A 25,168-nucleotide genomic window follows, 5' to 3' on the forward strand; every position below is an offset into this window, starting at 1 on the left:
CTGTCAGGGCTGACCGAGTAAAGATGATAAATTAGAGTGAAGTGACACTCATCCTAACCGAAATGGCACCCCGATCGAGGACTGGAAAATTAATGAAAGGATTGTTTGGGCGGTTTGGGAAAAAGACCACAGAACAGTCGGCAGTTTCCAATGAAAATTCTCGTAAAAACGATTTTCTTCGGGATGGCAAAGCCGAACGACGATCGAAGTTAGAAGTTGAAGATCGCCAAAATGATGCTTTGAGCGATTGGGATCGAGCGACACCAAGCGATCGAGATTTTCCGATCTCTAGTAGCTTTGATGATGACGAAGAAACCAATTGGGATGATGCTGAAACATTAGCTGACGAAAATAATCAAATCGTCTATGCCCAGCCAATAGCCCCCGAAACCATCCCGACGATCCCCAAGACTACTCTAGATATCGATGATTGGGATGATGCTCTCCCCGCGCCAACAGTTAGAGATCGCAATACGCTAGAAGCTCGACGCAGCAAAAATTCGATCCCTTTACCAACAAATGAAGATATCTGGGACGATATTCCGTTAGACACTAGCATACCGCTAGCTAGTCCGCCGACATTTTCACCAATTACCGCTGAGTCTAGGGCGCAAAACTTGCGCGACAGCTCTACATCACAGTCTGTAAATCGCGTAGTCGGTAAATGGGCGGGATTGATGGAGCAATTTCGGCGTATTCTCCCAGCTCAAATTCAGAAGTTTGCCGATGCGATCGCGATCGCAATTATCGTCGCATTTCTAACTATCGGGATCTGGTTTGTTGACGGTTTCTTCGTCCCGAAAATCAAGCCATCTGTCGCCAGTCCGACACCCGCACCCGCACCCAGTATTGCCCAACCCACTCCCACTGATCCCGATCTAGTTAGCACGCCCCAAATTAGCCCCGAACAAGTGTTTATCGAAGAAATCGAAGCCCAATTAAGCGAGATTACCAGCCAGTACCCAGCAGATCTCGTGCGTTCCCTCAGCGTCGATCTCGCACGCGATCGCCTAATCGTCCAGCTCAATTTAGCTTGGTATACGATCGATGAAGAACTGCAAACTAGTTTAACCGATCGAATGTGGCAACAAGCCCAAGCCAATCATTTTACCAAATTAGAAGTCCAAGACAGTCAGGGTGTCTCGATCGCCCGCAGTCCAGTAGTCGGCAAACATCCAATTATCATGCGCCGCCGCGAAAGTTAATCGTTAATCTCTATGCAAACTCCCAGGCAAACGATCGGACTGTTGCTGAAGTTTGCAAATTTGTCTGGTATTGGTCAGTCAACTAAGTTATCTACACTTAGTCGTTAGATTTTAGCTTCTTTCCGCTCCGCAATGCAGCAGTGCTGACGATTGGAGTACCATAGTTAAATTGCCATCTCGACCCAAATTACCCGCTTTATGGCTCGAAAATCTAAACCTGCTACTCGCCAGCCTACGGACACCGCTAATAGAGTACCTAGCTCTGATGGGTTAGCACTCTCAGATCTACGCATTCGACTGGACTTTTTAGAGCGGGACAACGAAAAGCTGCTCAAGCAAATCGAGAAAAAACGTACAGAACTCAATAATTTACTCGATCGAATTCGCGAAATTGGCGTAGAAGTAGCACAGCGGAGTGCTCCAGTCCTCCAGCAACTTTTTGAACTAGACACCAAAATTCATGCAGTATTTACCGAAATATTTACTGGTAAAAAACTCGGCAAACAGACTCGCAAAAACATCGAGAAAATTTACTATACACTTCAGATATCAGGATTGATTAGCCATAATAACAGTCACGGTCAATCCTCAGACGAACCAGAAGACCTAGAAGATGAAGACAGTTGGAGTGCAGAAGATTTTTTTGGACGCGATCGACAATCTCGCTTCAATCCAGAGCCAGAATCTACACAGATAGACAGAGACGAATTGAAAAAAATTCGCCAGCTTTTCTTGAGATTGGCCGATGTGTTTCACCCCGATAAAGTTGGTGATGATAAAGATCGCGAGTATCATACCGAAGTGATGAAAGAAATTAATCAAGCTTATCAAGCAGGCGATCTGGCCAAGCTACTCGCGATCGAGAAACAGCATCAGATGGGCGAAATTATCGATCGCGATAGTGAAGACGATCTGGCTCGCAGGTGCGCGCGAATCGAGCAAGAAAATGAATTTCTCAATAGCCAATACGCCAATCTCAAACAAGAAATTCGCATTACCAAAAGCACCCCCGAAGGTTCGATCGTGGCTGAGTACAAGAAATTAACCAAATCCGGTCTCGACCCGATCGGCGAAATGGTCGCCGAAACCGAGTCACAAGTCGAGGTGATTTTGGAGGTATATCAATTTGTCAGCGATTTTCGTGACAAGAAGATGACAATTAAAGATTTTATGAAAGGCCCCGCCGTTTTCCAACAAATGCAACAAGTCTCAGCCGAAGAATTATTGATGGAATTATTTGCAGAATTTTAGAGTAGAAGGTAGAGGGTTTTAAGCTTTAGGCATAAAAGACTGGCTATTTCTTACCCACAGATCCGGGTTCTGTAGCACCGATAACTTAAAACTAAGCACCATACAATCTAGAAAAAGTAACGCAAACCCGAAAATATAGCCGCACTAAGGATCGTAGCGATCGGAATAGTCACTATCCAAGCTAAACCGATCGATTTGAGCGTGTCCAACCTAACCGACTGCCAATTCTTGACCAAACCGACCCCCACTACCGCACCAACCAAAGCATGAGAAGTCGAGACAGGCAAACCATAACTCGAAGCAATTAATATCGTTGCAGCGGTGGCTAGCTCGGCAGCAAACCCACTACTAGGTTCGAGTTTGATAATTCCTTCACCGATAGTCGCAATCACCTGTTTGCCCCAGATTGCCAACCCAGTCACGATTCCGACTCCGCCTAGCACTAGCACCCACAGCGGGATTTCTAAACTAGATTGGGGGACAGTCCCCGTACTTTGAATATATAAAATTGTTGCCAACGGTGCGATTGCATTGCCCACATCATTAGAACCGTGAGCGAAAGCCACACAACAAGCACTAAGTAGTTGAAATCTGGCTAACTGACGCTCGACAACTTCGGTTGTCTGAGGATTTGTCATCGAGTCGAGATCGACCTTCTCCGCACCCAATCTGCGCCAACCTACCAACGTAATCGCTAACGCCGCCGCCCCGCCCAATCCTAATCCAAAATCGTGGCGGGGGACTTCAGGTAAAAATGCCGACGGTAATGTTGCGACCACGGTCGGTAAAACAATTACCCCAAATACACTCACCAAAATTAGCGACAACCACGGCATCCATTGTTGGAGCTGTAACAACGGTCGCTCGCGTTCTAAAATCCACCGTTTAATAATTGAATACAAGCCCGCAGCTACCGTCGCACTGAGTACGGGTGTAACTACCCATGCCAGCGAAATCGTGCCCAGTGCCGACCATTGTACCGCACTCGTCCCAGCGGCAACCCAACTAAATCCCGCGATCGCGCCAACGACCGCATGAGAAGAAGCGACAGGTAAATTTTTGGTAGTCGCAATTTGCAACCACAACCCACAGCTTATTAAGACGGCAATCATCCCCAACAATAATGTCTGTGGCTGGGAGACAAATAAATCGGGATTGGCAATACTAATTGCTAAAGTTGAAGAAACTTGTCGCCCGAACAAGACTGCCCCAGTAAATTCGAGGATGCCAGCAATGACGATCGCTTGATTGAGTGTAATTGCTTTGGAACCAACCGAAGTCCCCATCGAGTTAGCAACATCATTCGCGCCTAGATTGCAGGCTACATAAACGGCCAAACAGCAAACAAATCCAATAAATAACATCGATCGGTGTAAGAATGGGTAAAATTAGTGTATGAAGTCTGGCTCGATCTTAGTGTACTGGTAGCATAGTCTCCCATAATCTCTATCACCTCAGCCCGAGATCGTTACTCCTTAAAATGTGGGGAGATCGACGATCCCAACCCATAGATTTTACTCCGTCAGATCGATCGCTCTCGATCCCTCCTGGCGATCGACCATCGACAATCGACTAAGTTAATTATTTTTATGGCACAGCACAATCCTCACAGCATTCAACTCCAAATCAATCGCATGTTTGAGAGCGGTCAATCTTTATTTGCCAAAACAAAAGTAGAAGATTGGCTCAAACAGCGCAATGAAAATCCCGCCGACTATAATATTAGCTTTAACAAACAACCTGCTGCTGTAGGTTCTAGAGCAGTCATGGCGATCTCTGTCGAGATCGATCGCAAAGATGGACAACCTGTAGATGAGTGGCTGCTCGCTCAACTAAACGATCTGCAATAAATCCCAGCGCGGATTTTTACACTCTTGCCTGCCGATGTCCAGATCGCTGATATTTGCAGCTTTGCCATGGATCGATCGCCCCAACAGCGAAGATCGACAACCAGTTTCTCCTCCAGATCGACGTACCATTCAATCACTCTGCTAATTCCATGTCCGAGCGCGAATCTACACCTTTGCCACAATTCAAGATTTTAGGTCAACCAGTCCATCTGTCTAAAGATTACATTCCGTGGTTGCTCGATCGGTTACAACGAGGCATTGGTACTCACGTTGTGACGATGAATGCGGAGATCGTCATCCAAGCAACTCACGATCTCGAACTATCAACCATTATCCACAATGCGGACTTAGTGACCCCAGATGGTTCGGGCATCATTATGGCTCTAAAACTGCATGGCATCACTCAACCGCGCTATGCAGGCATCGATCTGGGCGAAGATTTAATCCGTCTAGCAGGTGAAGCAGATCGTGAATATCCAGTTTTTTTATATGGCGGCAAACCCCAAATCGTCCAGAAAGCGGCGCAAAAGTGGCAAACTGAGTTACCCAACTTGAAAATTGTAGGCATCGAACACGGTTATCTCGATACCGAACAGCAGGCGAAACTGCTGCATCAAATTCAGTCTACGCAGCCAAAAATCATCCTCGTCGCGCTAGGAATGCCCCGACAAGAAATTTGGATTCGCGACAACTTTCATTTGTGTCCGCAAGCTATTTGGATCGGTGTCGGTGGCAGTTTCGACGTCTGGTCTGGCGTCAAAAATCGCGCCCCACAATATATCCGCAATCTGGATTTAGAATGGTTGTATCGCATTGCCCAAGAACCCAGCCGTTGGCGCAGAGCCTTAGCTCTACCTCAATTTGCCATCCTGGCAATTTTAGAGAGATTATGGGGTAAGCACAAGGACAAGCTCGCACCGAACTAGATACTACGCATTAAGCAAGTACACTAGAGACAGTATTTAGACAATCCTTCATTCTTGGTTTCATGTCCCTAACTGCGGAATTATTGCTGGTTTTCTTCCTGATTTTACTCAATGCTTTATTTGTGATGTCTGAGATGGCGATCGTCTCAGCCCGGAAAGTCAGATTGCAAGCATTGGCAGATCGAGGAGATCGACGTGCTGGAATTGCATTGGGGTTGGCAATGACACCCGATCGCTTCTTGCCCACAGTGCAAGTGGGAATTACCTTGATGGCAATTTTATCTGGGGCGCGTGGTGAAAGTGCGATTTCTAGGCTACTGACACCACCATTGGCACAAGTATTACCGCGCGAGTATAGCGAACCGATCTCATCAGCGTTGGCAATTGTGTTACTTACATATCTGACGCTGATCGTCGGCGAACTTGTGCCCAAACAGATAGCTTTAAATAGCCCAGAAACAATTGCCAGTTTTTTGTCTAGACCGATCGATCTGCTAGCACGACTATCGACACCACTAATCTATGTATTGGGTCACTCTACCAACTTTGTAGTCAAACTACTGGGAATTAAACGCTCTAGTCAGCCTGAAGTCACCGAAGAAGAAATCAAGGTGATGATCGAACAAGGTACGGAGACGGGCATGTTTGAGGAATCCGAGCAGGATATGGTCGAAGGGGTACTCAGTCTGGGCGATCTCAAAATCGGCGCGCTAATGACGCCACGTCCAGATATTACCTGGATCGATATCGACGACCAGATTGGGATTACCCGCCAAAAAATTATCGATAGCGATTATTCCCGCTTGCCCGTGTGTGAAGGCGAACTCGATCGCGTTTTGGGTGTCGTTCATGTTGCCGATTTACTCTCCCAAACTCTCAAGGGTGAAGAAATCAATCTCACTGCATCCCTGAGCCAACCACTATTTATCCCTGAAAGTACGCGCGGTCTCAAAGTACTCGAACAGTTTAAGAAATTTGGCACCCATATTGCGATGGTCGTGGATGAATATGGTGTGATTCAAGGCTTAGTCACCATGCACGATCTGTTTGAAGAGATCTTTGGTGATATTACCGATTTTAACGAAGAACCAGAAGAACCCCAAATCATTCAGCGCGACGATGGTTCGTGGCTGTTAGATGGCATGTTATCGATCGAAGAATTACTCGAACAATTTAGTATTCCCGAAAGTGCGATCGATCGCGGCAACTATCATACATTAGGCGGATTCGCAATCATGCAGTTAGGTAAAATACCGATTTCTGGAGAACATTTTGAATGGCGAAAGTTGCGGTTTGAAATTGTCGATATGGATGGAAAAAGAGTGGATAAAGTATTAGTTAAATTTTCGGAAAATGATGAGGAAATAGAAGAAATCGAGAGAGATTGAAGTGGATAGCGGATATTGAATAAGATGTTAGGTTGGGTAAAGGTACGAAAACTAACATTACCAGTCATCCACTATTCACTATCAATTGTCAATTATTTACTGTTTCCCAGATAAAGTCCGCAGGTTTCGGGGATGTAAGTAAATCGCGATCGAGACTGAGTAAAACTGTCTTTTGGGTAAATTTCGGACCACTTACCCTCCGTAAAACTCGATCGGGAATACCATAGCCATAAATAATATGCGAACTACCTGCAATAACGACCTTTTGGGAACGCGGATTTTGCTTGACAAAATTAGCAACTCGCTCCGCCATCGTCTCATCCCATAATAATTGGGCATTGTAAAATCTGTCGAAACTTTTGCTCGAAATCGAAACAATCCCGGCATGTTGACGGTAACTACCCAAAATCATCTGCTGATATTTGGCGTTAGAGCGATCGATTTCCGTCAGTGGCGGTATCCATTGTCGTTCGGCTGCTGTGAGGCTCTCCAAGCCTTCTCTGGCTGCCTTACGAGTGATTTCGGTAGGGGTATTGAGGGCGATGACTGGCAAACGATTGGCTTTAGCAAATTCTAAAATTGGTGCGTAATCTTCCCATTTATATCCCCAGCGTTTATCAAATTCCGATTGCACTCGCAACTCGGCAACAGTAATTTTGCCCGCTAAATAGCGATCGAGTAGCGGCTGCGCTGGACGCTGAAACATTTCCATGCCGATGGCGACCTGTGGGTTATGCTGAAATAAGGCTTCAATAATTGCCAACTGATGTTGACGATCGATCGGTCGATCGTGAGTTTCACCTAGATAGATGACATTGGCAGTTTTGAGCTGTGCGACGATTTGCTGTTGTTGCGATGTAAATCGGACATCGTTTTGAGCAGACGAGTTGGCACTCGCAGTGGGCATCATCACGATCGTATTACTAGCTACAATTACAATTAACCCCCAAACAAATACGGCAATCCGGCGTATATTCATATCAACGCTACATACTATTATTCAGTTAACATAACGCACTACCTCATTGTCCGCATCACTAACCGCAGATAGATCGTCATGGCAGAAACTACGGATATTCGCTCTCAAATTCCCACAGAGAGTTCGATCGAAAAATTGAGTTACCAAGCCATGTCCGCCAACTGGTTTGAGTATCCGATCGTGGTACATCCCCACCACACCGACTATGGCGGGATTGTCTGGCACGGTACCTATCTCACCTGGATGGAAGAAGCTAGAGTCGAATGCCTAAAATCGATTGGAATTGATTTTGCCGATTTGGTATCGATGGGTTGCGATCTCCCGGTAGTGGATCTATCACTTCGCTATCATCGATCGCTTAAAATGGGCGAGTCGGCAATCGTCAAAACCCGCACCATCGATATGGAAGGCGTGCGGATTATCTGGGAATATGAAATCCAATCAGCCGATCGCGAAATTACCTACCTAACTGGGATGGTAACCCTCGTCGCGGTCGATCGGGAAAAAGGTAAAATCATGCGCCAATTACCAAATACGGTTAAAGATGCCTTGGTGAAAATGCGGGAGTAAGATAATTACGGATTGCAAATTGTGAATTTTGCAGATTCCCACTACCTTCTCCGTTCTAAAACCATCTCTACATAACATTAGTTGTCGGGACTGGCGCATGTCGATCGTCAGCAGCACTCTGCCAGTAAACTTCTTCCAAACCCACCTGAAAATCTGCCGTCATCCATACCAAACCAGCTTGAGTTACCTTGCCATCAATCATGGTAACCAGCGAAAAGTTACGGACGGTACGTTCGATCGTCGAGAGAATGCGCGGACAGCGTGCCGCATTGAGATAAACCGTGTCGGGACGAACCACAATCGGCTGGCGTAGGCGTTCTTTGGTATGTCTGAGCTTATGGTGCATGTGCCCGAATGTCACCAGCGGAATCGATTTACCCCGCTCCTGGAGTTGCGCGATGGCTGCGGCTAAATCCGGATCGCCGTAATCGCCACCGATAGGTTCGCCCCAATCTTTACCACATATCGATTCGGGATCTTCGCCTAGTCCAGTTGGCCCATTGTGACCGATGATAATCAAATGTTCGCAAGTCGCATTCATCCCCATCTCTACAATCCGCTGAGTAGATGCCTCAAAACTAGCGATACCATATCTGGCTTGATAAAAATCGCTATATTTCCACTCCATACCACCCCAGCTAAAGGGACGACTCCCCACGACCGAAAGATTGAATTGCGGAAAATCTAACTTGCCATAACCAACCGAACTCGCTCCCAACAGGTCGATTTGTTGCTGCACGCGATCTTCGACCTTCGGGTCGTAAGGGCGTTTGCTGCGACCCCAATCGCTAGCAGTATACCAAGCATCGTGATTGCCAAAGATTGCCGCTTTGGGCAAATTTAAAGCTGCCAACCGCCCGACTAGTTCGACCGCTTCGTTACCAAAATCACCAACTAATAATACTAAATCTACGTCTAAATGTTGAAGCGCGATCGCATCGGCTTCTTCCCATTGGTCGTGAACGTCGCCAACGATCGCAATTCTAATCGGTTTGGGAGAATTCTCCAGCATGGTTGTGATGAGCACTTAACTTGCGCCTTCATCATTATAGGGGCTGATGGATGGATGGGTGGATGAATAGATGGGGAAGATTTTCATCCAAAATCAGCTAGGGAGCCTTGTAAGTAAAGAAGCGATTGAAGATCCCGATCGATTCGATCCGAGTATTGAAGTTGGCAACCGGAACGGAGATATCCGATCGATAAATGCTAAATAAGAACAAATTCTGACGAGATGTAGTAGCAGATAGCAGCGGACGAAGTTGTGGCAGATAGGCGGAGACTGCTGCCCGACAAGGCCCCTGAACCAGAATACCCAATCCACCCGGATCGCGATCGCATTGGTCTCTAGCCAGATTGCCAATTTGCTCGACCGCATAGGTTTCATACGCCGCTCGATCGGGATTGGTCGCGGCTAGTCCGCCTAATGCAAAAATACCGAGTAATGCTATTTGCCACCGTGCCATATTTACGATCGACTCACTCACTAAAATTATTCTACAGCAGCACTAGACTAATTTACAGAAGCTATGTTATAGTGAGTTTTACGTCTATGACATGGCGAGCGTCGCCTAGTGGTTATGGCAGAGGTTTGTGGTACCTCCACTCGCGGGTTCGAATCCCGTCGTTCGCCCTTTTAAACACCACACGAAAACCCCCAAAGTTGTTTGGGGGTTTTTCAGTTTTTAGGCTAAATCTAATATACGGTTTTGAAGTTCGATCTTCTGTCTTGACGCATCGACCTAGAGGTTCTCGCCAGATCGATGCATCGCAATTATCAATTACTAAATCAAGCCGCCGCGCTATTGGGCATCAAGCGTTCGATACCTTGCTTGACGAGCGTTTGCATGTAAGCGACGCGTTCGTTGGCTTGGAAGACCTTTTGGAGGGTATTGCCGAGCAAATCGAGATTCCAGTCGCGGGCGGGTTCGGCAGCAACGAGATCTTGAGCTTCGAGATATTCAACCAGAGTCAAACCAGCGATGTGGGTCAAATAAGCAGCACTTATGCCTTGCACCAATCCGCCAGCGACATAAGTTACAGCATTAGTCTTGAGCACTCCCGCAACTGTCTGCGTACACAGTTCTACCAATCCTAATTTCAACATGACATTACCCATCGCGCCAGCAGCGGATTGAGCGTGTTCTAAGGAGAATTTTTGTTGATAAATCGCCCCCAAATCCATTACCATTTGAGCGTTAACTGCCGCAGTCGCGAGTAGATCTAATGCGGGTACCGGATTTGCAAAAGCTGCGGCACCAACAATCCACTGATTTTGTTCGACCAGCGGTAACGCGCGCTCGCGTCTGACTCGATTGAGTTCGGTTTTAGCAACAACTCGCACGCCAGCAATTTGACGATAAGTACTCGCCCATAAGAGTTTTTCGCTCTCTGTCGCTAGGATCTGAGTCAGTTGGCTTGCCAAGCTACCGATGTCTGCTGGCGGTAATTCTCGGCTCTTAAGCACACTGCCATCGGCTTGAATTTTGCGAACTTCAATCGGTGCGGGTGCGGTACTAGTCGCTACAATATCTGAAGCGGCGATCGTCCCCTTGACTGTCACTTGCAGTTTTTGGAGAATCAGATTGCGTTCGTCTGGTAAATAACGATCGGCTTGGTTGAATAGTAAAATTACGCGCTGATGAGCTTGATGCAGTGCGGTGAGATATTTATATTCACTAGCCGTCAAGTCACCATTGGTGACAAATAAGACTAAATCCGAATTTAGTGCCATTCGTTCGGCGGTGGCGTTAGCTGTCTGACTCTGCGCGCCGCTGGTAAATAAGCCTGGTGTCTCGATGTACTTCAGCGGTGTCATTGACGGGACGGGATGTTCCACCAGTAGCTTCATCAAACTGCTTTTACCCACTTTTTGTCCGCCCGTAATGGCAATATGACGATCGGGTCGAGTTAAATTGGTCTGAGCTTGAAGTAATTGTTGTTGTAATAGCGCGATGTGTGCCGAATCAGGACTTTCGATCGCTAATTGACCGATGGCTAATTCTACTTGATTCAACACGCGATTCAGCGTGAGGCGATTTATATTTACGATGACTGGGGCTGCTTGTCCCTGGGTGCCACGCTGACTATACCACCAGTAACCACCGCCAGCGGCGAGTGTGCCCAGTGTCAACCAATCGCCTATGCCTGCGAGGTTGTGTGAAATACTATCCAAACCCCACAAGCCCAATGTTAGCCCAATCCCACCAACTAAAAGCGGACGCTGTAATTGCACAGTCATATATGCCCCGTCAATTCAATGCTAAAGAATCATACCCATTATCTCTAGACTACCCGATTTAGACCGATCGGCGCAGGTGAGATACCGATCTTTACCTGAGCTAAATATGGGGGTTTCCCGCTCTGTTCGATCGAATTGACTTCGTACACCTAGTGTGGCTGGATTTATGTATGAAAACTAGAGATGGGAGCGAAGGGCGGGGGCGAGAAGGACATAATGCCAAAGCTAGATCCTACTCTAAATCAGCGATGCTGCTGTGTCCTGTTCTTTGCGCTCCCCGCCCTACCCCCACCAAAATAGCAACCAACTTGATGTTATTGACGACTAAGTATTGTGCCTACTCAATTCGAGTGTAATCTTGCCACCAAAATCTGGTATTGGTGCGCCTGGTTTGTGTAGTTTTAACTCTACAGATTGCACCTTATCGATCGCTAATACTTTAGTAATAATTGTCTCAGCAAGTTTTTCAATCAGGGCAAACTTCGCTGTGGCAATTATTTCTTTGACAGTTGAAATGACACTCCGATAATCGAGTGTATCCTCGATCCGATCGCTTTGACCCGATGGTGCTAAATCTAGACCGATTCGTAAATCGACCTCAAACCACTGTCCGAGTATTTGCTCCTCTGGCAAAAGTCCTGTATAACCGTAACAACGAATCCCCGTTAATTGAATTGCATCCATAAATTTGAAAGTCGTACCAAAAGTTAGCGATCGTCACCGAGCCAAATTTGGCCAGCGTCTTGTCATCTTATCGCGATCGCTAGTTAATTATGTCATCACAAAAATTTAGTACTAGGATTTAATTAATTCCTGGCCAATTGCCCTGATTCATCTCATTCCATACTTCATCGATTAACATGCCAGAATTTTCTGGTTTGCCCAAATCCTGAAGATTCATTCCCTCATCCGCACCTTCCGACATCCCATTAGCTTCAAAATTAAGTAAATCGTGTTCGGAAAAATCCAAGCCTAGATCTGTCAGATCCAACTCCATTCTGCCATTTGGTACGAAGATTCCCCGATCCTGATTATCTCGATCGAATTCAAAAGCAATTTCATCAAAACTGTTATGATGCGGAACGTTGGCATCGGGATGATGTTCTTCTGGTTCTAAGGTAGTTTCGGCATGATGTGGAATCGATGGCTCAAAAATGTTTGTTGGCACGGAACTAGCTACTGTTGCGGCTACAGCAGCAGTACCGATAGCTGCTGCGACGGGTACTGCCATCGGCACGGGATCGGGACTATCGGCAATCGATGTTGGTGTCGTTGCTGGAGATTCGAGGCTACTCTGATGATGAACATCGTCAGTGGGAGCCGAAAAGCTCGGCGGTGGGGGTGGTTGAATGGTATTTGTAGTTGGAGCGGTAGTAGGATGATTTGCAGCAGGTACAGTGCTATTACTGAGATTCTGCGCTGCGGCATTTGGCTCGTCGTCTGGGCAAAATTCCAAACACAACCTAATCCGACCTTTTTGCCAACCATTAGAGCCAAATCTCAGAGCTTCGCAATCGATACCCTGAGGGCTGAACCAGCCATTGTTTTCTTCATTCCAATTTTCGATCGCCTTTTTGAGATGACTTTCGATCGCTTCGCTTAATTCGCCCACCCTAAAAGTTCGATGACCGCTTAAGACCTGGGTATCGTGCTGAACTGAAATAACTTCTCCACTTTCCAGTGATTCAAAGTGCTCGCTCATAAATATTCTCCAAATAATTCGATCGAATTTCGATAGGTCGAGCTGATATTGTTGATGGGAATTCCCATCAACAATATATTACAGGAACCAACCGTAACTGTGTAGTCCTTTGCCCAACAGATTTACACCCAAATAACAAATCCACACAACTACAAATCCAGCCGAAGCCAAAAGCGCGGGTTTGCGTCCTTGCCAACCTTTCGTAATGCGTGAATGTAAATAAGCCGCAAATACCAACCACAAAATCAACGCCCAAGTTTCCTTAGGATCCCAGCTCCAATAAGAACCCCAAGCTTCGTTTGCCCACACACCACCTGCAATAATGCCGATCGTCAGTAATGGAAATCCCAAGCCGATAATCCGATAACTGATATTATCGAGCGTGTCAGCTAAACTTAACCGCTGCGGTGTAAGAGTGGCTGTTGCCGACATGGCCGGAAGTTCGAGGACTGCTGTATTACCGACATCGGATTTCGAGATCGCCATCGGTTGGGCAGGACTAATTGGCTCGCTAGTTTGAGTAGCCAAACTACTAGTTAAGCGATAACCGCTACCGCCAAACGAACTTCCGCGTAATTCGACTTCTTGACCGCGAGTGATAAACAAAAAGGCGATCGCCAAGACAGAGCCTACCAATAAGGTGGCGTATGATAGCATCATCACGCTGACATGCATCATCAACCAGTTAGATTTTAATGCGGGTACTAGTGGTGCCGATGCCTGCATATCGTCGGGTAGTTTCAATGCGGCAAAAGCGGTAATCAACATTGCCACAGGCGCGGTGACAACTCCTACTAGCGCACTCCGACTGATAGTTTCAGCAAATAGGTGCATCGCGGTGATGCCCCAAGTCAGGAAAAATAGCGATTCGTATAAGTTACTTAGTGGAAAATAACCTGCTTCGATCCAGCGCGCGCTCAACAGAGCTGCGATGCAGAGATTGGCAACCGCCATGCCAGTAGTGCCCAAGTTTTGCAAAAATGGAATTTTGGGAAAAGCGGCACCGACCCAATAAATTAGCATCGTTGCAAATAAGATGCCAAAAGAGATGTTGTCCAGTTGGTTCTGGAGCGATATTAAGTTCATATATTAGCTATCTTGCGATCTATCGATTTGAACGTGGAAATGTAAACTGGAACTGAATCGTCGGCGTAGTCAACCGGAGGTAGTCGCGCTTGCGCTGCTAGCCGCAGCGATAACTCTCAACCGCCAACTCAATTTATTCTGGCCAATCGGGAATCACCCAAACTGGTGGAGCCGTCAATTTCTTCCGCCGCGCTTCCTCGGCGATCTCGTGCATTTTATCTAATGAAGTTTCGTTAATAAATTTGGATGCGGACTCGACGTGCGCTTGATTTTGGCAACTATCGGGCTGAATGCACCCGTTGACACAAACTTCGCTACAGTTAATTGTCTTACTTTCCACTGGATCTAGATCGAGAATTTATAAAGTTATTAATATTTTAGCTCAATTACCACTGTGCCCTCGGTGGGGATCTCTCTATCGATCGAGTGATGGGTGTGGGGAGCGGGGAGACAGGGGAGTGGAGGAGCGGGTACCACCTTAGGGCGATAGCGTCTTGCTCTTAACATTTAACAAGGCTCGAACTCCACTGGTTCAACACTGGTATCAGTTGGTATGAGTCTAAACTCACTATTGTCCGTGATGCTGTGCGCTCTTATCTGTCTGCGCCTTAGTTTGTGCTTTCTGCAACTGCGTAACGCCTAAGTCATAAAAAAAGAGACTGTACGCAGATTGTTACAGTCTCCTAAAACTATTTAACGATTACTTTCTAGATCGCAGTCTTAAGAACCAACTTTAGCCGTCGAGCGTTGTTTGCGACGACCGACTGGTACTGCATTATTTTGATTCGCACCCGCATCTTCAGGCGACTGCATCATTAATACTAACAACGGACGACTTTGGAGTTCGCGACGGACTAAGCGTTGGAGCGCAGCTTCTAATTCGATTTGCAATCCAGTCCAGTCTACATCGACTTGGCCGGATTCAAAGGTGCGGGCGAACCGTCCCCACCGATCGATCAGCGTATTTTCGATCGTTTTTTGAATCAAAGCAGCGACTAATGACTGCTCGACACCAGTGACGACACCACGCAGGTTGACCTGTGGTTTGACCATCATTTTACCATCCATGCCGATCGCGACTGCTACAGTTACGACGCCATCGCCAGCAAGCTGTTTGCGCTCTTCCATGACTTGTGCTTGGTCGTGGACGATCCCAGCATTATCGACGAGTTGAACTCCCGAAGGTACCTTACCATTCTTGCCGATACTATTTTCGGTCAGTTCGACAATGTCACCATTATCGATAATCACCATATTTTCAGCCGGAATGCCCATACTTTGAGCGGTTTGGGAGTGCTTGATGAGCATCCGGTGTTCGCCATGAACGGGGATAAAGTATTTCGGACGGGTGAGGCTGAGCATCAATTTCTGGTCTTCCTGACAGCCGTGTCCAGAAACGTGAATGCCTTTGTCGCGCCCGTAAATGACGTTAGCACCTTGCATCATCAATTTATCGATCGTGTTGACTACAGCAATCGTATTGCCCGGAATTGGGTTAGCAGAGAAGATAATTGTATCGCCTTTACGAATCCGCACTTGACGGTGTTGACCGTTGGCAATCCGCGTCATGGCGGCGAGGGTTTCACCCTGAGAACCTGTAGTTAGGACTAATACTTTATCATCAGGGAGATGGTTTGCTGATTGCAGTGGCTCAAACACATCATCGGGACAGTTAATGTAGCCTAAGTTGCGAGCGTGAGCGATCACGTTGAGCATCGATCGACCGACAACGCAGACTTTGCGATTGTACTTCATGGCTAGCTCGATCGTCATATTGATCCGGTGGACGGATGACGAGAAGGTAGTCACCATCACTCGACCTTTGGCTTGCGAGATAAACCTGTCGAGGTTGGGGAAAACGGAACGTTCGGAAGGTGTAAAGCCAGGGATCTCAGAGTTGGTAGAATCGCTGATCAAACACAGGACGCCTTTTTCACCATGCTCGGCAAGCTTGGCATAATCGTAAGCTTCGCCATCGACGGGGGTATGGTCGAATTTAAAGTCGCCTGTATGGATGACTACGCCGACGGGAGTATGTAGCGCAACTGTAAAGCTATCGGCGATCGAGTGGGTATTGCGAATGAACTCGACAAAGAAGGATTGACCGATGCGGACGATATCGCGCGGGGCGACTGTTTTAATTTTCGTGCGATCGGCGACGCCTGCTTCTTCAAGCTTACCTTGCAACAAGGCCATAGCTAGGCGAGGGCCGTAGATGACGGGGATGTCAAATTGCTTGAGGTGATAGGGAATCCCACCGATATGATCTTCATGTCCGTGGGTGACGATCATCCCTTTGATTTTGTGCTGATTTTCCCGCAGATAAGTCATATCTGGCAAGACGATATTGATACCGTGCATACCATCGGTAGGGAATGCCAAGCCTGCATCTAGCAATAAAATCTCATCGTTTATTTCAAAGACGCAGGTGTTTTTACCAATTTCATGCAAACCACCCAATGGAATCACTTTTAGAGTTGGTTCGGATGAATTTTTGTTGGCTACGGGGGTGGTGGATGATTTAAGAATTGGACTCATTTAGATAAACTTAGATAGTTGGATGAATTTTAAACAAAACTGTTCGAGTCGATTTTTTAATCGGTTGCAATTAACTTAATTTGCTGTCCGACTTTGATAATGTAAATCGAATTTTTATATGTAGTCGATCGCCAGATCTGTTTTCGCTCTCAGATCCCGGACAAACGAAACTTATTTCCTTAATGAAAATTGCTACAATCCGGAATCTAACGACTGCTACTGTTGACTACAATACTCTATCCTCAAGAGAAAACAGGTAAGACAACTTGCTAAAACTATGCGCTGGAAATTTGCACTTGCTACTATTAAACTAACTGAATATTTATCGTTCTAGGTCGAGAGTATTGGAATTCGCTCTTGTGTCGATCTAGTTCTGATTTTTAATGATACCGATCGGGCTTGACTCGATCGACCTGACAAAGTTGATGCTGCTAACTTGTCAAATTTTAACCTTGCAGCTTTAGAAGCTCGTGGATATTTTTCTCCGTTACCTTAGTTGTATCATAATATTTGTAATGGGTCAATCGTTGGCGTAGCCTACCGGAGGTAATCGCCGATTGTGGTAATTACTACCTGAGTCGATCGAGGGTGAAATTAAATCGTTATTTTGCTATTTTAAGTAGTCCTTGTTGTTGGAGCAACTGCTGGAGCTGCGGCAATAATTCTGAGGGTAACTCGCACATTGGCAATCTCAGTCCGCCGACTTCCCAACCTTGCAATTTTAAAGCTGCTTTAATTGGCATTGGATTTGGTGCGAAAAACAGCCCTTTGAATAGAGGGAGCATTTTGATGTGCATCTGAGTCGCAAGCTGGTTGTGTCCCGATTCAAAAGCCGCAACCATCGCCTGGATTTCTTTCCCGACTAAATGACTGGCAACGCTGACTACTCCATATCCGCCTACTGACAGCATTGGTAATGTCAACGAATCATCACCAGAGTAAATTTTAAAATTTGGTGGTGTGAGGCTGCGAATCTGACTGACTATATCTAGATTACCCGTAGCTTCCTTAATTGCTACAATTCCATCTAGTTTAGCTAATTTAGAGATCGTCTCTGGCTCTAAGTGTTGCCCCGTCCGACCGGGGATATTATAGAGCATCATCGGTAAGTCACAAGCTGACGCGATCGCCTCGAAGTGCTGGTACAAACCAATCTGTGGGGGTTTGTTATAGTAAGGTACCACTTGCAAACTTCCATCTACTCCTAGTTTAGCAGCTTTTTGAGTGGCTTCGATCGCCTCGCTAGTAGAATTTGACCCCGTACCCGCAATTACTTTGACTTTGCCCGCTACCGCCTTTTGCACGACTTGAAATAGTTCGTACTCTTCTTCCCAACTCAGTGTCGGCGACTCGCCTGTCGTCCCGCAGACGACAATGCCATCCGAACCATTTGCCGCTAAATGCGCGGCTAATTTCTCGGCTTCGGCGTAGTGGACGTTCCCTTCGAGATCGAAAGGTGTAATCATGGCCGTGATGACTCGTCCGAAATCGATTGTCATGGGATAGGGATTAGGGGATAGGGATTAGGGGGTAGCGGATGCGCGAAAAGTTGGGTTTCCCAATGATTGAGCGCACCAAGCAGGGATTAGGGCATTTGCAGGAAGGAAGATTAGAGTAACCAGATCTGTAGGGGCGAGTTTATGCCATAACTTACAGATAATTTTAAAAATCTAATTCAAACCCGTCCTCCCCACTAGCAGTCTTAAGTATCGAGATTTATGCCAGAATCTATTTGGCCCGATCGCAATGTTTTCATTCGACTACTTCCGCTTGAGCCAATTGTTCTCGATGAGTAGCTCGGCAATTTGGACGGCATTGAGAGCTGCACCTTTGCGGATTTGGTCACCGCAGAGCCATAATTCTAGCCCATTGGGGTGCGAAATATCGCGACGGATGCGTCCGACGAGCACTTCATCTTTACCTGAAGCATCGATCGGCATCGGAAAATAATTGGCACTCCAATCTTCGACTAATTTTACACCTGGAGCGTTGGCTAAAATCGCTCTGGCTCGCTCTGGATCGAAGGGTGCGGCAAATTCGAGGTTGATCGCCTCGGAGTGCGCGCGGAGGACGGGTACGCGGATGCAGGTAGCCGTAACGCGCAAATCTGGGGCACCGAAAATTTTGCGGGTTTCGTTAACCATCTTCATTTCCTCTTCACAGTAGCCGCGATCGTCGATCGGGGTATTGTGGGGAAATAAATTAAACGCTAACGGATAGGGGAAAATTTCCGGCTTAGGTGTTTTGCCGTCTAGGATATCCCGACTTTGGGTTTCCACTTCTGCCATCGCTCTGGCACCCGCACCGCTAGCCGATTGGTAGGTAGCCGCCACAACGCGTTGAATCGGCTGAACTTGATGCAGCGGATAAATCGCCACCGCCATCAAAATCGTCGTACAGTTGGGATTGGCGATAATCCCCTGATGCTCCGCTGCCGCATGAGGATTTACCTCGGGAATGACTAAGGGTACATCTGGGCGCATCCGAAAAGCACTGGAGTTGTCGATTACTACCGCGCCAGCCGCGACAGCTTGGGGAGCCAAAGCTTTCGATGTCGAGCCACCAGCAGACGCCAGCACGATATCGATCCCCTCGAAAGAGCGATCGTCAACGCACTCTACCGTAATTTCCGCACCTTTGAACTTTAACTTGGTTCCCGCTGACTTCGGCGAAGCAAACAGTCGGAGTTCGGCAATCGGAAAATTGCGACTTGCTAGTAATTCGATTAATTCGGTACCGACAGCGCCTGTCGCCCCTAAAATAGCTACACGATATCGCTCGGACAAGAAAGCTACCTCCACTGATATTATCTAAAAATTTTACCCGCATTTCAGCGGTGCCCTCAGCCTGACGGATCTCAGGTACGCATCGATCGTCGATCTATAAATCATCGATCCGCACATCGCTCGAATATCTAATGCCCAACACTCTAAATCGCAAATCCCCCGTCTTAAATACCTAATACCGAACGGCAATGTACTATCATCAAATAGGTGAATCGTGCAGATAAACTTGGCATTTTAGATAAATAATGCGTCTATAGCAACCTACTCTAGGTAGCGGGCTTGCAGTGCGACTTTGCCTTGCTGCAAGCAGTTAAGTCGAATTGTATGCTACCTTTAACGATCTCACTGGCTATAGACCTAAGCATATCATAAGTACGCGATTTCCCAGCCCATTACATATCGTCATTGACTGTTGTCGGACATACACATCATGAAAGTTACCCAGGAAAAACTCGAACACAGCCGGATTGGTTTGCAGATAGAAGTAACCGGAGACCAAACGACTAAATACTACGAACAGGCAATTAAAAAACTGACTACCAGTGCCAATATTCCTGGGTTCCGCAAGGGGAAAATCCCAAGACAAGTCATCTTACAACGGATGGGTCAAACTCAGGTCAAAGCAATGGCCCTCGAAGCATTGCTCGAACCATCAATAAATCAAGCCATCGAGCAAGAATCAGTCCCCGCGATCGGTAATTACCAGATTACATCCGATTTCGACAAATTACTCGAAACCTACGTCCCCGGACAAGCTTTGACTTTTGGGGCGACAGTAGATGTTCCACCCACAGTAACCTTAGGTACTTATACCGGATTGGCTGTCAAAGCCGAAGAAATCGTTTACGATCCCGCCCAAGTAGATGATTTTATCGATCGCCAACGCCGTGAAAAAGCCACGACAGTTCCCGTTGTCGGACGTGCGGCCAAGCTGGAAGATATTGCTGTAGTTGACTATGAGGGCAAACTCGCCGACGGTACGCTCATCGATGGTGCTCAAGCTGACGATTTTGACATCGAATTATCTGAAGGTAAATTCATTAGCGATCTCGTCCATGGCATTGTCGGCATGAATGTCGGCGAAACTCGCGAAGTAAATGTGACTTTTCCCGCCGATTATCCGCGCGAAGATTTGGCCGCCCAACCCGCGATTTTTAATGTCGTCCTCAAAGATCTCAAAGAGCAAGAATTACCTGCCTTAGACGACGATTTTGCCAAAGAAGCAAGTGATTTTGACACCCTAGCAGAATACCGCGAATCGATCGTCACGCGGTTCCAAGAACAAGCTAAAAAATCTACCGACCAAAATATCACCACCGCGATCGAAACTGCCCTGATTGACGTCGCCGAAGCAGATTTGCCAGAGACAGCCATCGAGCGGGAAACGATGAACATCCTCAACCAAATGGCCAACCAATTCAGTCAATATGGGATGGATGTCAATAAACTCTTCACGCGGGAAACAATTCCCAAAATGAAGGAAAATTGCCGCCCCGATGCCATCTCCAACATCAAACAGCAACTCGCGATCGCCGAAATCGCCAAACGTGAGAACATTACTGTTGGCGACGAAGACATTGCGGCCAAAATGTCGGAAATTATTCCCCAATTAGCTGGTGAAAATATCGATGAAAATCGCTTGCGCAGCTTCATTACCGAAGATCTTCAAAAAGAGAAAACGCTCGAATGGCTCAAAGAACATGCCAAGGTAGAATTAGTCCCCGAAGGCTCGTTAAAAGCTACCGTTGAAGACGACGAAGCTACCAGTGCAGGCGAATCTGAAGCGATCGATATTTTAGCCGAAGCTGTAGCTGAATAAACTCGATTCGATCGAGACAGTTAATACCTCAATGTGAGATTAAAGAGCGATCTTTAATCTCACATTAATACAGCAGTCCGATCCGATTGGATCTCGCATCGAACTGAGCGGCTGCATCAATTAGTAAATAAATAGCTCTAGATCGTAGCGCGGACGAGCGAATTAATACATTTTTCCTAGAGAACAATTAGAGATTGAATATCCAAAGCGAGCAAAATTTATACTAGTACTATGCGGCAGAAATTAACTAACCATTTCCTTCCCCGCTGTCTTGATGCGCTAACCCGTCGGGAAACAAAGGCGTGCGCAAATCGCTCGCTCCCCGCAAAATATTAACCTTATTTACGCCGCAGACTACTAGTTCTGCAACGGCTGCTCCGATCGCGATAAAATCGACGTAACTCACGCATCCAGTCAGGTTTACCGAACGTATTACCCCTGCGTTGGGGCACAACATTATCTAAGAGATTGGTATAATCCAATTAAATAGGTGAAAAAATCCCACCTGTACGACATTCTCACTTTTCTTTTACAGGTATTCCACCATGCTTGCATCAAATTCTAGCTACGGGTCGATTACTAGTTACAATCGCAGCGAAATCTTTGCCAGTACCAATGTGGTACCGATGGTGGTAGAACAATCGGGGATGGGCGAACGCGCCTTCGATCTCTACTCTAGATTATTACGCGAACGAATCATTTTCTTGGGCGGTGAAGTTAACGACGGTGTTGCCGATACCCTCGTCGCTCAAATGCTCTTCCTCGAAGCAGAAGATCCCGAAAAAGATATCCAACTATATATCAATTCTCCTGGTGGATCGATTACAGCAGGGATGGCAATTTATGACACCATGCAGCAAATTCGTCCCGATGTGGCCACTACTTGCTATGGTTTGGCTGCCAGTATGGGCGCGTTTTTATTAGCTAGTGGCGCACCGGGCAAACGCAGATCCTTGCCTAATTCGCGGATTATGATCCATCAACCGTTAGGTGGTGCCCAAGGACAAGCCGTAGACATCGAAATTCAAGCACGGGAAATCTTATATCTCAAAAATCATCTTAACGGTTTGCTCGCCTATCATACCGGACAACCGATCGAGCGCATTGCTGAAGATACCGAACGCGATTTTTGGATGTCCCCCGCTGAGACTCAAGCTTATGGCTTAATCGACGAAACCATCGAGCGTACTTAGGTAATATTGTCAGCGATCGCCTACAGAATCATAATGCGTTCGCTCGATCGACGATCTCATCGAGCAATTAAATATATAATGTAGCGATCGTCTTCCACTATTTTCGATCTAATCGATCGTTGACCCCGAATCTCAGGCAAACGCTAATCGAGCACCGAGTTCCCGATCGCCGATCTTACTCTATCTTGCTTCACGAGGCACGCTCACTAATATGCCAGCTATAAAAAACTATGACTCCCATCTCAAATGTTCTTTTTGTGGTAAATCGCAAGAACAAGTTCGCAAGTTAATTGCGGGGCCAGGAGTCTATATCTGTGATGAATGTGTAGAGTTATGTAATGAAATCCTCGATGAAGAATTATTAGATCCGAACGGCCCAGTGAGTCATCCGCCAGCCAAACCCGAACCGCAGCGCAAGCGTCGCGAATCTGTGCCGATGAATCTCAGCCAGATGCCCAAACCCCGCGAGTTAAAGAAATATCTAGACGAGCACGTGATCGGCCAAGACGAAGCCAAAAAAGTGCTCTCAGTATCTGTTTATAACCATTACAAGCGACTCAGCTACGCCCAAGCTAAAAGTACTCCCAACGCCACACAGCCTGCGACAGGGGTCAACGGCGTACATAAAGCCAACGCTACTGATGATGGGGTAGAACTGCAAAAGTCGAATATCTTGCTCATCGGCCCGACAGGTTGTGGTAAAACCATGCTCGCGCAGACATTGGCCAAAGTTTTAGATGTCCCTTTTGCCGTTGCTGATGCTACCACCCTCACCGAAGCAGGCTATGTCGGTGAAGATGTCGAAAATATCCTGTTGCGATTGCTCCAAGTTGCCGATTTAGATGTCGAAGAAGCCCAACGCGGTATCATCTACATCGACGAAATCGATAAAATTGCTCGTAAAAGCGAAAATCCCTCAATCACTCGCGATGTCTCTGGCGAAGGCGTCCAGCAAGCACTCCTCAAAATGCTCGAAGGCACGATCGCCAGCGTACCACCTCAAGGCGGTCGCAAGCACCCCTATCAAGACTGCATTCAAATCGATACCAGCAACATCATGTTTATCTGTGGTGGGGCATTTGTGGGGCTAGAAAAAGTTATCGAACAGCGGATGGGCAAAAAGTCGATGGGCTTTATCCAACAGGGCGAGACTCCCAACCGCGAACAGCGCGCTGCCGATATGATGAAGCACCTAGAACCAGAAGACCTAGTTAAATACGGCCTAATTCCAGAATTTATCGGTCGCGTCCCCGTCATCGCTACCCTTAATCCCCTGGATGAAAACACACTGGTATCGATTTTGACAGAGCCACGGAGTGCCCTCGTCAAGCAGTATGAGAAGTTGCTGCATATGGATAACGTCGCCCTCGACTTTCATCCCGACGCAATTCGCGCGATCGCCAAAGAAGCACATCGCCGCAAAACCGGAGCTAGAGCCTTACGCGGGATTGTGGAGGAATTGATGCTCGATGTCATGTACGAGCTACCCTCGCGCAAAGATCTCACTCGCTGTACTATTACACGGGAAATGGTCGAGAAAAGATCGACTGCGGAATTATTAATTGGCGTTGCTGAATTGATGTATGATATGGCGACCGCCGCTTAGGCGGCGCGCAAGCTTCGAGACCAAAAAAATATTCAAAATAGGATGAAATCTTTAGCTACATTTAATAGTTAGCTGAATATGGGATGGGAACATCCCAGAACTTGAGATAGTGAATTAGTAATCTAACTGAATGTGCCAGCATTTCTTTCGACTTAGAATAGCAAAGCGTCTTGCGATGAAGTCTGGCTAAATAGTGTCTAAGCCTTGTATTTTCTCCCTCTACTCTAGTCATATAAGTTTTACAAATAATCTGGTCTCCATCTGGAATAAATATCGGGTAGACTGGCCATCCATCCGTGATGTAAAAGTAGCATTTCCAGCTACTGACTAGTTCCCATAATGGCTGAAAAGTTTTTGCACTGTGGTCGCCCAGTACCCATCCTAAAATTCCTGGGTGAAAGTGATTTACTGCCGTCCAGAGCCAGATTTTGTTTTTTTTGAGCCAACAAATGTTTCTAGTTCATCCAGCTCTCCTACTTGTGGAATTATTTCTGGTGCATAAGCATTTGGGAGTAATTCACCGACTTGCTTAACCCAATTAATAATACTTGTATGATGTACTCCCTTAATTCGCTCAATTGCTCTGAAACCCATCCCATTTACATACATGAGGAGACATTCTTTTTTAATTTCTTCTCCATAACCTTGATCAGTTTGATAACAATCTATGAATTGTCTGCCGCAATCAACACAGATATGATTCTGTTTGCCTGCTTTATGCCCATTTTTATTAACACGAGTTGACTTACACTCTGGACATTCGATCGACTCTAATTTACTGTTCATTGTTTTTAGTCAACTTTACACTCGATCGTTATATCATACATCAATTCAGCAACGCCCACCCTGCTTCCGTCCCCAAGCCAGAATCAGCTTAAACCGGACATAGTATGGCTGGGAGATAGCGATACTTCTAAGCCATATCTCTTAGATAACTACTCGTGCTAACGTACCAACCAGTTCGCTACTAGGCTTCAAGTTCCAGACTACCAGCCGCTTTGAGTCATCGATCGCCTACATAGCTTATC

At 46.6% G+C, this 25,168-nt stretch carries 24 protein-coding genes and 1 tRNA gene; 10 read left to right on the top strand and 15 right to left on the bottom strand.

Annotated elements, in window-relative coordinates:
- Window positions 1-41 precede the first annotated feature (41 nt).
- Window positions 42-1,205 (top strand): hypothetical protein, encoded by a 1,164-nt coding sequence (locus CHA6605_RS21500; RefSeq protein ID WP_157260065.1) that lies wholly within the window; start codon window positions 42-44, stop codon window positions 1,203-1,205.
- Between the two features lie 198 nt (window positions 1,206-1,403).
- Window positions 1,404-2,456, top strand: a complete 1,053-nt coding sequence (locus CHA6605_RS21505) for a molecular chaperone DnaJ (protein WP_015161490.1) — start codon at window positions 1,404-1,406, stop codon at window positions 2,454-2,456.
- 107 nt (window positions 2,457-2,563) lie between these two features.
- On the opposite strand, the gene CHA6605_RS21510 is transcribed toward CHA6605_RS21505, so the two are convergent.
- Window positions 2,564-3,820 carry an inorganic phosphate transporter gene (locus CHA6605_RS21510; RefSeq protein WP_015161491.1) on the bottom strand — a complete coding sequence of 419 codons (1,257 nt, stop codon included), beginning with the start codon at window positions 3,818-3,820 and terminating at the stop codon, window positions 2,564-2,566.
- A 225-nt stretch (window positions 3,821-4,045) separates the two neighbouring features.
- Here CHA6605_RS21510 and CHA6605_RS21515 point away from each other — a divergent pair, with 225 nt between their 5' ends.
- Window positions 4,046-4,306, top strand: a complete 261-nt coding sequence (locus tag CHA6605_RS21515; RefSeq protein WP_015161492.1) for a hypothetical protein — start codon at window positions 4,046-4,048, stop codon at window positions 4,304-4,306.
- Here the strand turns inward: CHA6605_RS21515 and CHA6605_RS34420 are convergent.
- Entirely contained in the window at window positions 4,289-4,435 is a 147-nt protein-coding gene (locus tag CHA6605_RS34420; protein WP_157260066.1) for a hypothetical protein, read from the bottom strand. The two genes, CHA6605_RS21515 and CHA6605_RS34420, sit on opposite strands and share 18 nt — an antisense overlap.
- Window positions 4,436-4,455: 20 nt before the next feature.
- Between CHA6605_RS34420 and CHA6605_RS21520 the strand changes: the two genes are divergently transcribed.
- Both CHA6605_RS21520 and CHA6605_RS21525 read left to right on the top strand, forming a co-directional pair.
- Window positions 4,456-5,232 (top strand): WecB/TagA/CpsF family glycosyltransferase, encoded by a 777-nt coding sequence (locus tag CHA6605_RS21520; RefSeq protein WP_015161493.1) that lies wholly within the window; start codon window positions 4,456-4,458, stop codon window positions 5,230-5,232.
- Between the two features lie 62 nt (window positions 5,233-5,294).
- Window positions 5,295-6,620: a hemolysin family protein gene (locus CHA6605_RS21525; RefSeq protein ID WP_015161494.1), complete on the top strand. Its 1,326-nt coding sequence runs from the start codon at window positions 5,295-5,297 to the stop codon at window positions 6,618-6,620.
- An 88-nt stretch (window positions 6,621-6,708) separates the two neighbouring features.
- Here CHA6605_RS21525 and CHA6605_RS21530 read toward each other — a convergent pair whose 3' ends face one another.
- Window positions 6,709-7,599: a ChaN family lipoprotein gene (locus tag CHA6605_RS21530; protein ID WP_015161495.1), complete on the bottom strand. Its 891-nt coding sequence runs from the start codon at window positions 7,597-7,599 to the stop codon at window positions 6,709-6,711.
- Between the two features lie 78 nt (window positions 7,600-7,677).
- On the opposite strand from CHA6605_RS21530, the gene CHA6605_RS21535 reads away from it, so the two are divergent.
- Window positions 7,678-8,169, top strand: a complete 492-nt coding sequence (locus tag CHA6605_RS21535) for an acyl-CoA thioesterase (RefSeq protein ID WP_015161496.1) — start codon at window positions 7,678-7,680, stop codon at window positions 8,167-8,169.
- 67 nt (window positions 8,170-8,236) lie between these two features.
- Here CHA6605_RS21535 and CHA6605_RS21540 read toward each other — a convergent pair whose 3' ends face one another.
- Both CHA6605_RS21540 and CHA6605_RS21545 read right to left on the bottom strand, forming a co-directional pair.
- Window positions 8,237-9,181, bottom strand: a complete 945-nt coding sequence (locus CHA6605_RS21540) for a TIGR04168 family protein (protein WP_015161497.1) — start codon at window positions 9,179-9,181, stop codon at window positions 8,237-8,239.
- Window positions 9,182-9,278: 97 nt separating this feature from the next.
- On the bottom strand, window positions 9,279-9,656 hold the full coding sequence (locus tag CHA6605_RS21545) for a DUF4359 domain-containing protein (RefSeq protein ID WP_157260067.1): 378 nt from the start codon (window positions 9,654-9,656) through the stop codon (window positions 9,279-9,281).
- 73 nt (window positions 9,657-9,729) lie between these two features.
- On the opposite strand from CHA6605_RS21545, the gene CHA6605_RS21550 reads away from it, so the two are divergent.
- Window positions 9,730-9,802: transfer RNA gene (locus tag CHA6605_RS21550), tRNA-His, on the top strand.
- A gap of 156 nt (window positions 9,803-9,958) precedes the next feature.
- Here the strand turns inward: CHA6605_RS21550 and CHA6605_RS21555 are convergent.
- The 8 genes from CHA6605_RS21555 to CHA6605_RS21590 all read right to left on the bottom strand — a co-directional run bounded on the left by CHA6605_RS21555 (window position 9,959) and on the right by CHA6605_RS21590 (window position 19,522).
- A complete protein-coding gene (locus tag CHA6605_RS21555) occupies window positions 9,959-11,410 on the bottom strand; it encodes a YcjF family protein (RefSeq protein ID WP_015161499.1) in 1,452 nt (483 codons plus the stop codon).
- Between the two features lie 324 nt (window positions 11,411-11,734).
- Window positions 11,735-12,094: a dihydroneopterin aldolase gene (folB, locus tag CHA6605_RS21560; protein ID WP_015161500.1), complete on the bottom strand. Its 360-nt coding sequence runs from the start codon at window positions 12,092-12,094 to the stop codon at window positions 11,735-11,737.
- Between the two features lie 118 nt (window positions 12,095-12,212).
- Complete coding sequence (locus CHA6605_RS31940) at window positions 12,213-13,112, bottom strand: KGK domain-containing protein (protein ID WP_015161501.1); 900 nt, start codon at window positions 13,110-13,112, stop codon at window positions 12,213-12,215.
- 78 nt (window positions 13,113-13,190) lie between these two features.
- Window positions 13,191-14,198, bottom strand: a complete 1,008-nt coding sequence (gene ccsB, locus CHA6605_RS21570) for a c-type cytochrome biogenesis protein CcsB (RefSeq protein WP_015161502.1) — start codon at window positions 14,196-14,198, stop codon at window positions 13,191-13,193.
- A 133-nt stretch (window positions 14,199-14,331) separates the two neighbouring features.
- Window positions 14,332-14,538, bottom strand: coding sequence for a hypothetical protein (locus CHA6605_RS21575; RefSeq protein ID WP_015161503.1), 207 nt, complete (start codon window positions 14,536-14,538; stop codon window positions 14,332-14,334).
- A gap of 380 nt (window positions 14,539-14,918) precedes the next feature.
- Window positions 14,919-16,736: a ribonuclease J gene (locus CHA6605_RS21580; protein ID WP_015161504.1), complete on the bottom strand. Its 1,818-nt coding sequence runs from the start codon at window positions 16,734-16,736 to the stop codon at window positions 14,919-14,921.
- A gap of 602 nt (window positions 16,737-17,338) precedes the next feature.
- Window positions 17,339-18,235, bottom strand: a complete 897-nt coding sequence (dapA, locus tag CHA6605_RS21585) for a 4-hydroxy-tetrahydrodipicolinate synthase (RefSeq protein WP_015161505.1) — start codon at window positions 18,233-18,235, stop codon at window positions 17,339-17,341.
- A 261-nt stretch (window positions 18,236-18,496) separates the two neighbouring features.
- Window positions 18,497-19,522, bottom strand: coding sequence for an aspartate-semialdehyde dehydrogenase (locus tag CHA6605_RS21590; RefSeq protein WP_041549785.1), 1,026 nt, complete (start codon window positions 19,520-19,522; stop codon window positions 18,497-18,499).
- Window positions 19,523-19,952: 430 nt separating this feature from the next.
- Here CHA6605_RS21590 and tig point away from each other — a divergent pair, with 430 nt between their 5' ends.
- The gene (gene tig / locus CHA6605_RS21595; RefSeq protein ID WP_015161507.1) at window positions 19,953-21,341 is read left to right on the top strand and encodes a trigger factor; all 1,389 of its coding nucleotides are present in this window, start codon (window positions 19,953-19,955) and stop codon (window positions 21,339-21,341) included.
- A 247-nt stretch (window positions 21,342-21,588) separates the two neighbouring features.
- Here tig and CHA6605_RS34425 read toward each other — a convergent pair whose 3' ends face one another.
- The gene (locus CHA6605_RS34425; RefSeq protein ID WP_015161508.1) at window positions 21,589-21,798 is read right to left on the bottom strand and encodes a hypothetical protein; all 210 of its coding nucleotides are present in this window, start codon (window positions 21,796-21,798) and stop codon (window positions 21,589-21,591) included.
- An 88-nt stretch (window positions 21,799-21,886) separates the two neighbouring features.
- Between CHA6605_RS34425 and clpP the strand changes: the two genes are divergently transcribed.
- Window positions 21,887-22,534, top strand: a complete 648-nt coding sequence (gene clpP, locus CHA6605_RS21600; protein WP_015161509.1) for an ATP-dependent Clp endopeptidase proteolytic subunit ClpP — start codon at window positions 21,887-21,889, stop codon at window positions 22,532-22,534.
- A gap of 220 nt (window positions 22,535-22,754) precedes the next feature.
- The gene (clpX, locus tag CHA6605_RS21605) at window positions 22,755-24,140 is read left to right on the top strand and encodes an ATP-dependent protease ATP-binding subunit ClpX (protein ID WP_086936340.1); all 1,386 of its coding nucleotides are present in this window, start codon (window positions 22,755-22,757) and stop codon (window positions 24,138-24,140) included.
- Between the two features lie 61 nt (window positions 24,141-24,201).
- Here clpX and CHA6605_RS33140 read toward each other — a convergent pair.
- Window positions 24,202-24,905 (bottom strand): IS1 family transposase gene (locus CHA6605_RS33140; RefSeq protein WP_422678764.1). Its coding sequence is split into 2 segments (ribosomal slippage): window positions 24,202-24,566 and window positions 24,566-24,905, totalling 705 coding nucleotides; the frame shifts between segments, so codons are not numbered across the junction.
- Window positions 24,906-25,168: the final 263 nt, after the last annotated feature.

The sequence above is a fragment of the Chamaesiphon minutus PCC 6605 genome, from assembly GCF_000317145.1.
GTDB classification, from domain to species: Bacteria; Cyanobacteriota; Cyanobacteriia; order Cyanobacteriales; family Chamaesiphonaceae; genus Chamaesiphon; species Chamaesiphon minutus.

Bases quoted from the DNA above. Each gene is read 5' to 3' on its own strand.
- clpP (WP_015161509.1), top strand. From the start codon at position 21,887: ATGCTTGCATCAAATTCTAGCTACGGGTCGATTACTAGTTACAATCGC.
- CHA6605_RS21540 (WP_015161497.1), bottom strand. From the start codon at position 9,181: ATGCTGGAGAATTCTCCCAAACCGATTAGAATTGCGATCGTTGGCGAC.
- CHA6605_RS34425 (WP_015161508.1), bottom strand. From the start codon at position 21,798: ATGTTGTGCCCCAACGCAGGGGTAATACGTTCGGTAAACCTGACTGGA.
- folB (WP_015161500.1), bottom strand. From the start codon at position 12,094: ATGGATGCAATTCAATTAACGGGGATTCGTTGTTACGGTTATACAGGA.
- CHA6605_RS21525 (WP_015161494.1), top strand. From the start codon at position 5,295: ATGTCCCTAACTGCGGAATTATTGCTGGTTTTCTTCCTGATTTTACTC.
- CHA6605_RS21535 (WP_015161496.1), top strand. From the start codon at position 7,678: ATGGCAGAAACTACGGATATTCGCTCTCAAATTCCCACAGAGAGTTCG.
- CHA6605_RS21505 (WP_015161490.1), top strand. From the start codon at position 1,404: ATGGCTCGAAAATCTAAACCTGCTACTCGCCAGCCTACGGACACCGCT.
- CHA6605_RS31940 (WP_015161501.1), bottom strand. From the start codon at position 13,112: ATGAGCGAGCACTTTGAATCACTGGAAAGTGGAGAAGTTATTTCAGTT.
- CHA6605_RS21530 (WP_015161495.1), bottom strand. From the start codon at position 7,599: ATGAATATACGCCGGATTGCCGTATTTGTTTGGGGGTTAATTGTAATT.
- dapA (WP_015161505.1), bottom strand. From the start codon at position 18,235: ATGACAATCGATTTCGGACGAGTCATCACGGCCATGATTACACCTTTC.
- CHA6605_RS21580 (WP_015161504.1), bottom strand. From the start codon at position 16,736: ATGAGTCCAATTCTTAAATCATCCACCACCCCCGTAGCCAACAAAAAT.
- CHA6605_RS21520 (WP_015161493.1), top strand. From the start codon at position 4,456: ATGTCCGAGCGCGAATCTACACCTTTGCCACAATTCAAGATTTTAGGT.
- CHA6605_RS34420 (WP_157260066.1), bottom strand. From the start codon at position 4,435: ATGGTACGTCGATCTGGAGGAGAAACTGGTTGTCGATCTTCGCTGTTG.
- CHA6605_RS21510 (WP_015161491.1), bottom strand. From the start codon at position 3,820: ATGTTATTTATTGGATTTGTTTGCTGTTTGGCCGTTTATGTAGCCTGC.
- ccsB (WP_015161502.1), bottom strand. From the start codon at position 14,198: ATGAACTTAATATCGCTCCAGAACCAACTGGACAACATCTCTTTTGGC.
- tig (WP_015161507.1), top strand. From the start codon at position 19,953: ATGAAAGTTACCCAGGAAAAACTCGAACACAGCCGGATTGGTTTGCAG.
- CHA6605_RS21515 (WP_015161492.1), top strand. From the start codon at position 4,046: ATGGCACAGCACAATCCTCACAGCATTCAACTCCAAATCAATCGCATG.
- CHA6605_RS21555 (WP_015161499.1), bottom strand. From the start codon at position 11,410: ATGACTGTGCAATTACAGCGTCCGCTTTTAGTTGGTGGGATTGGGCTA.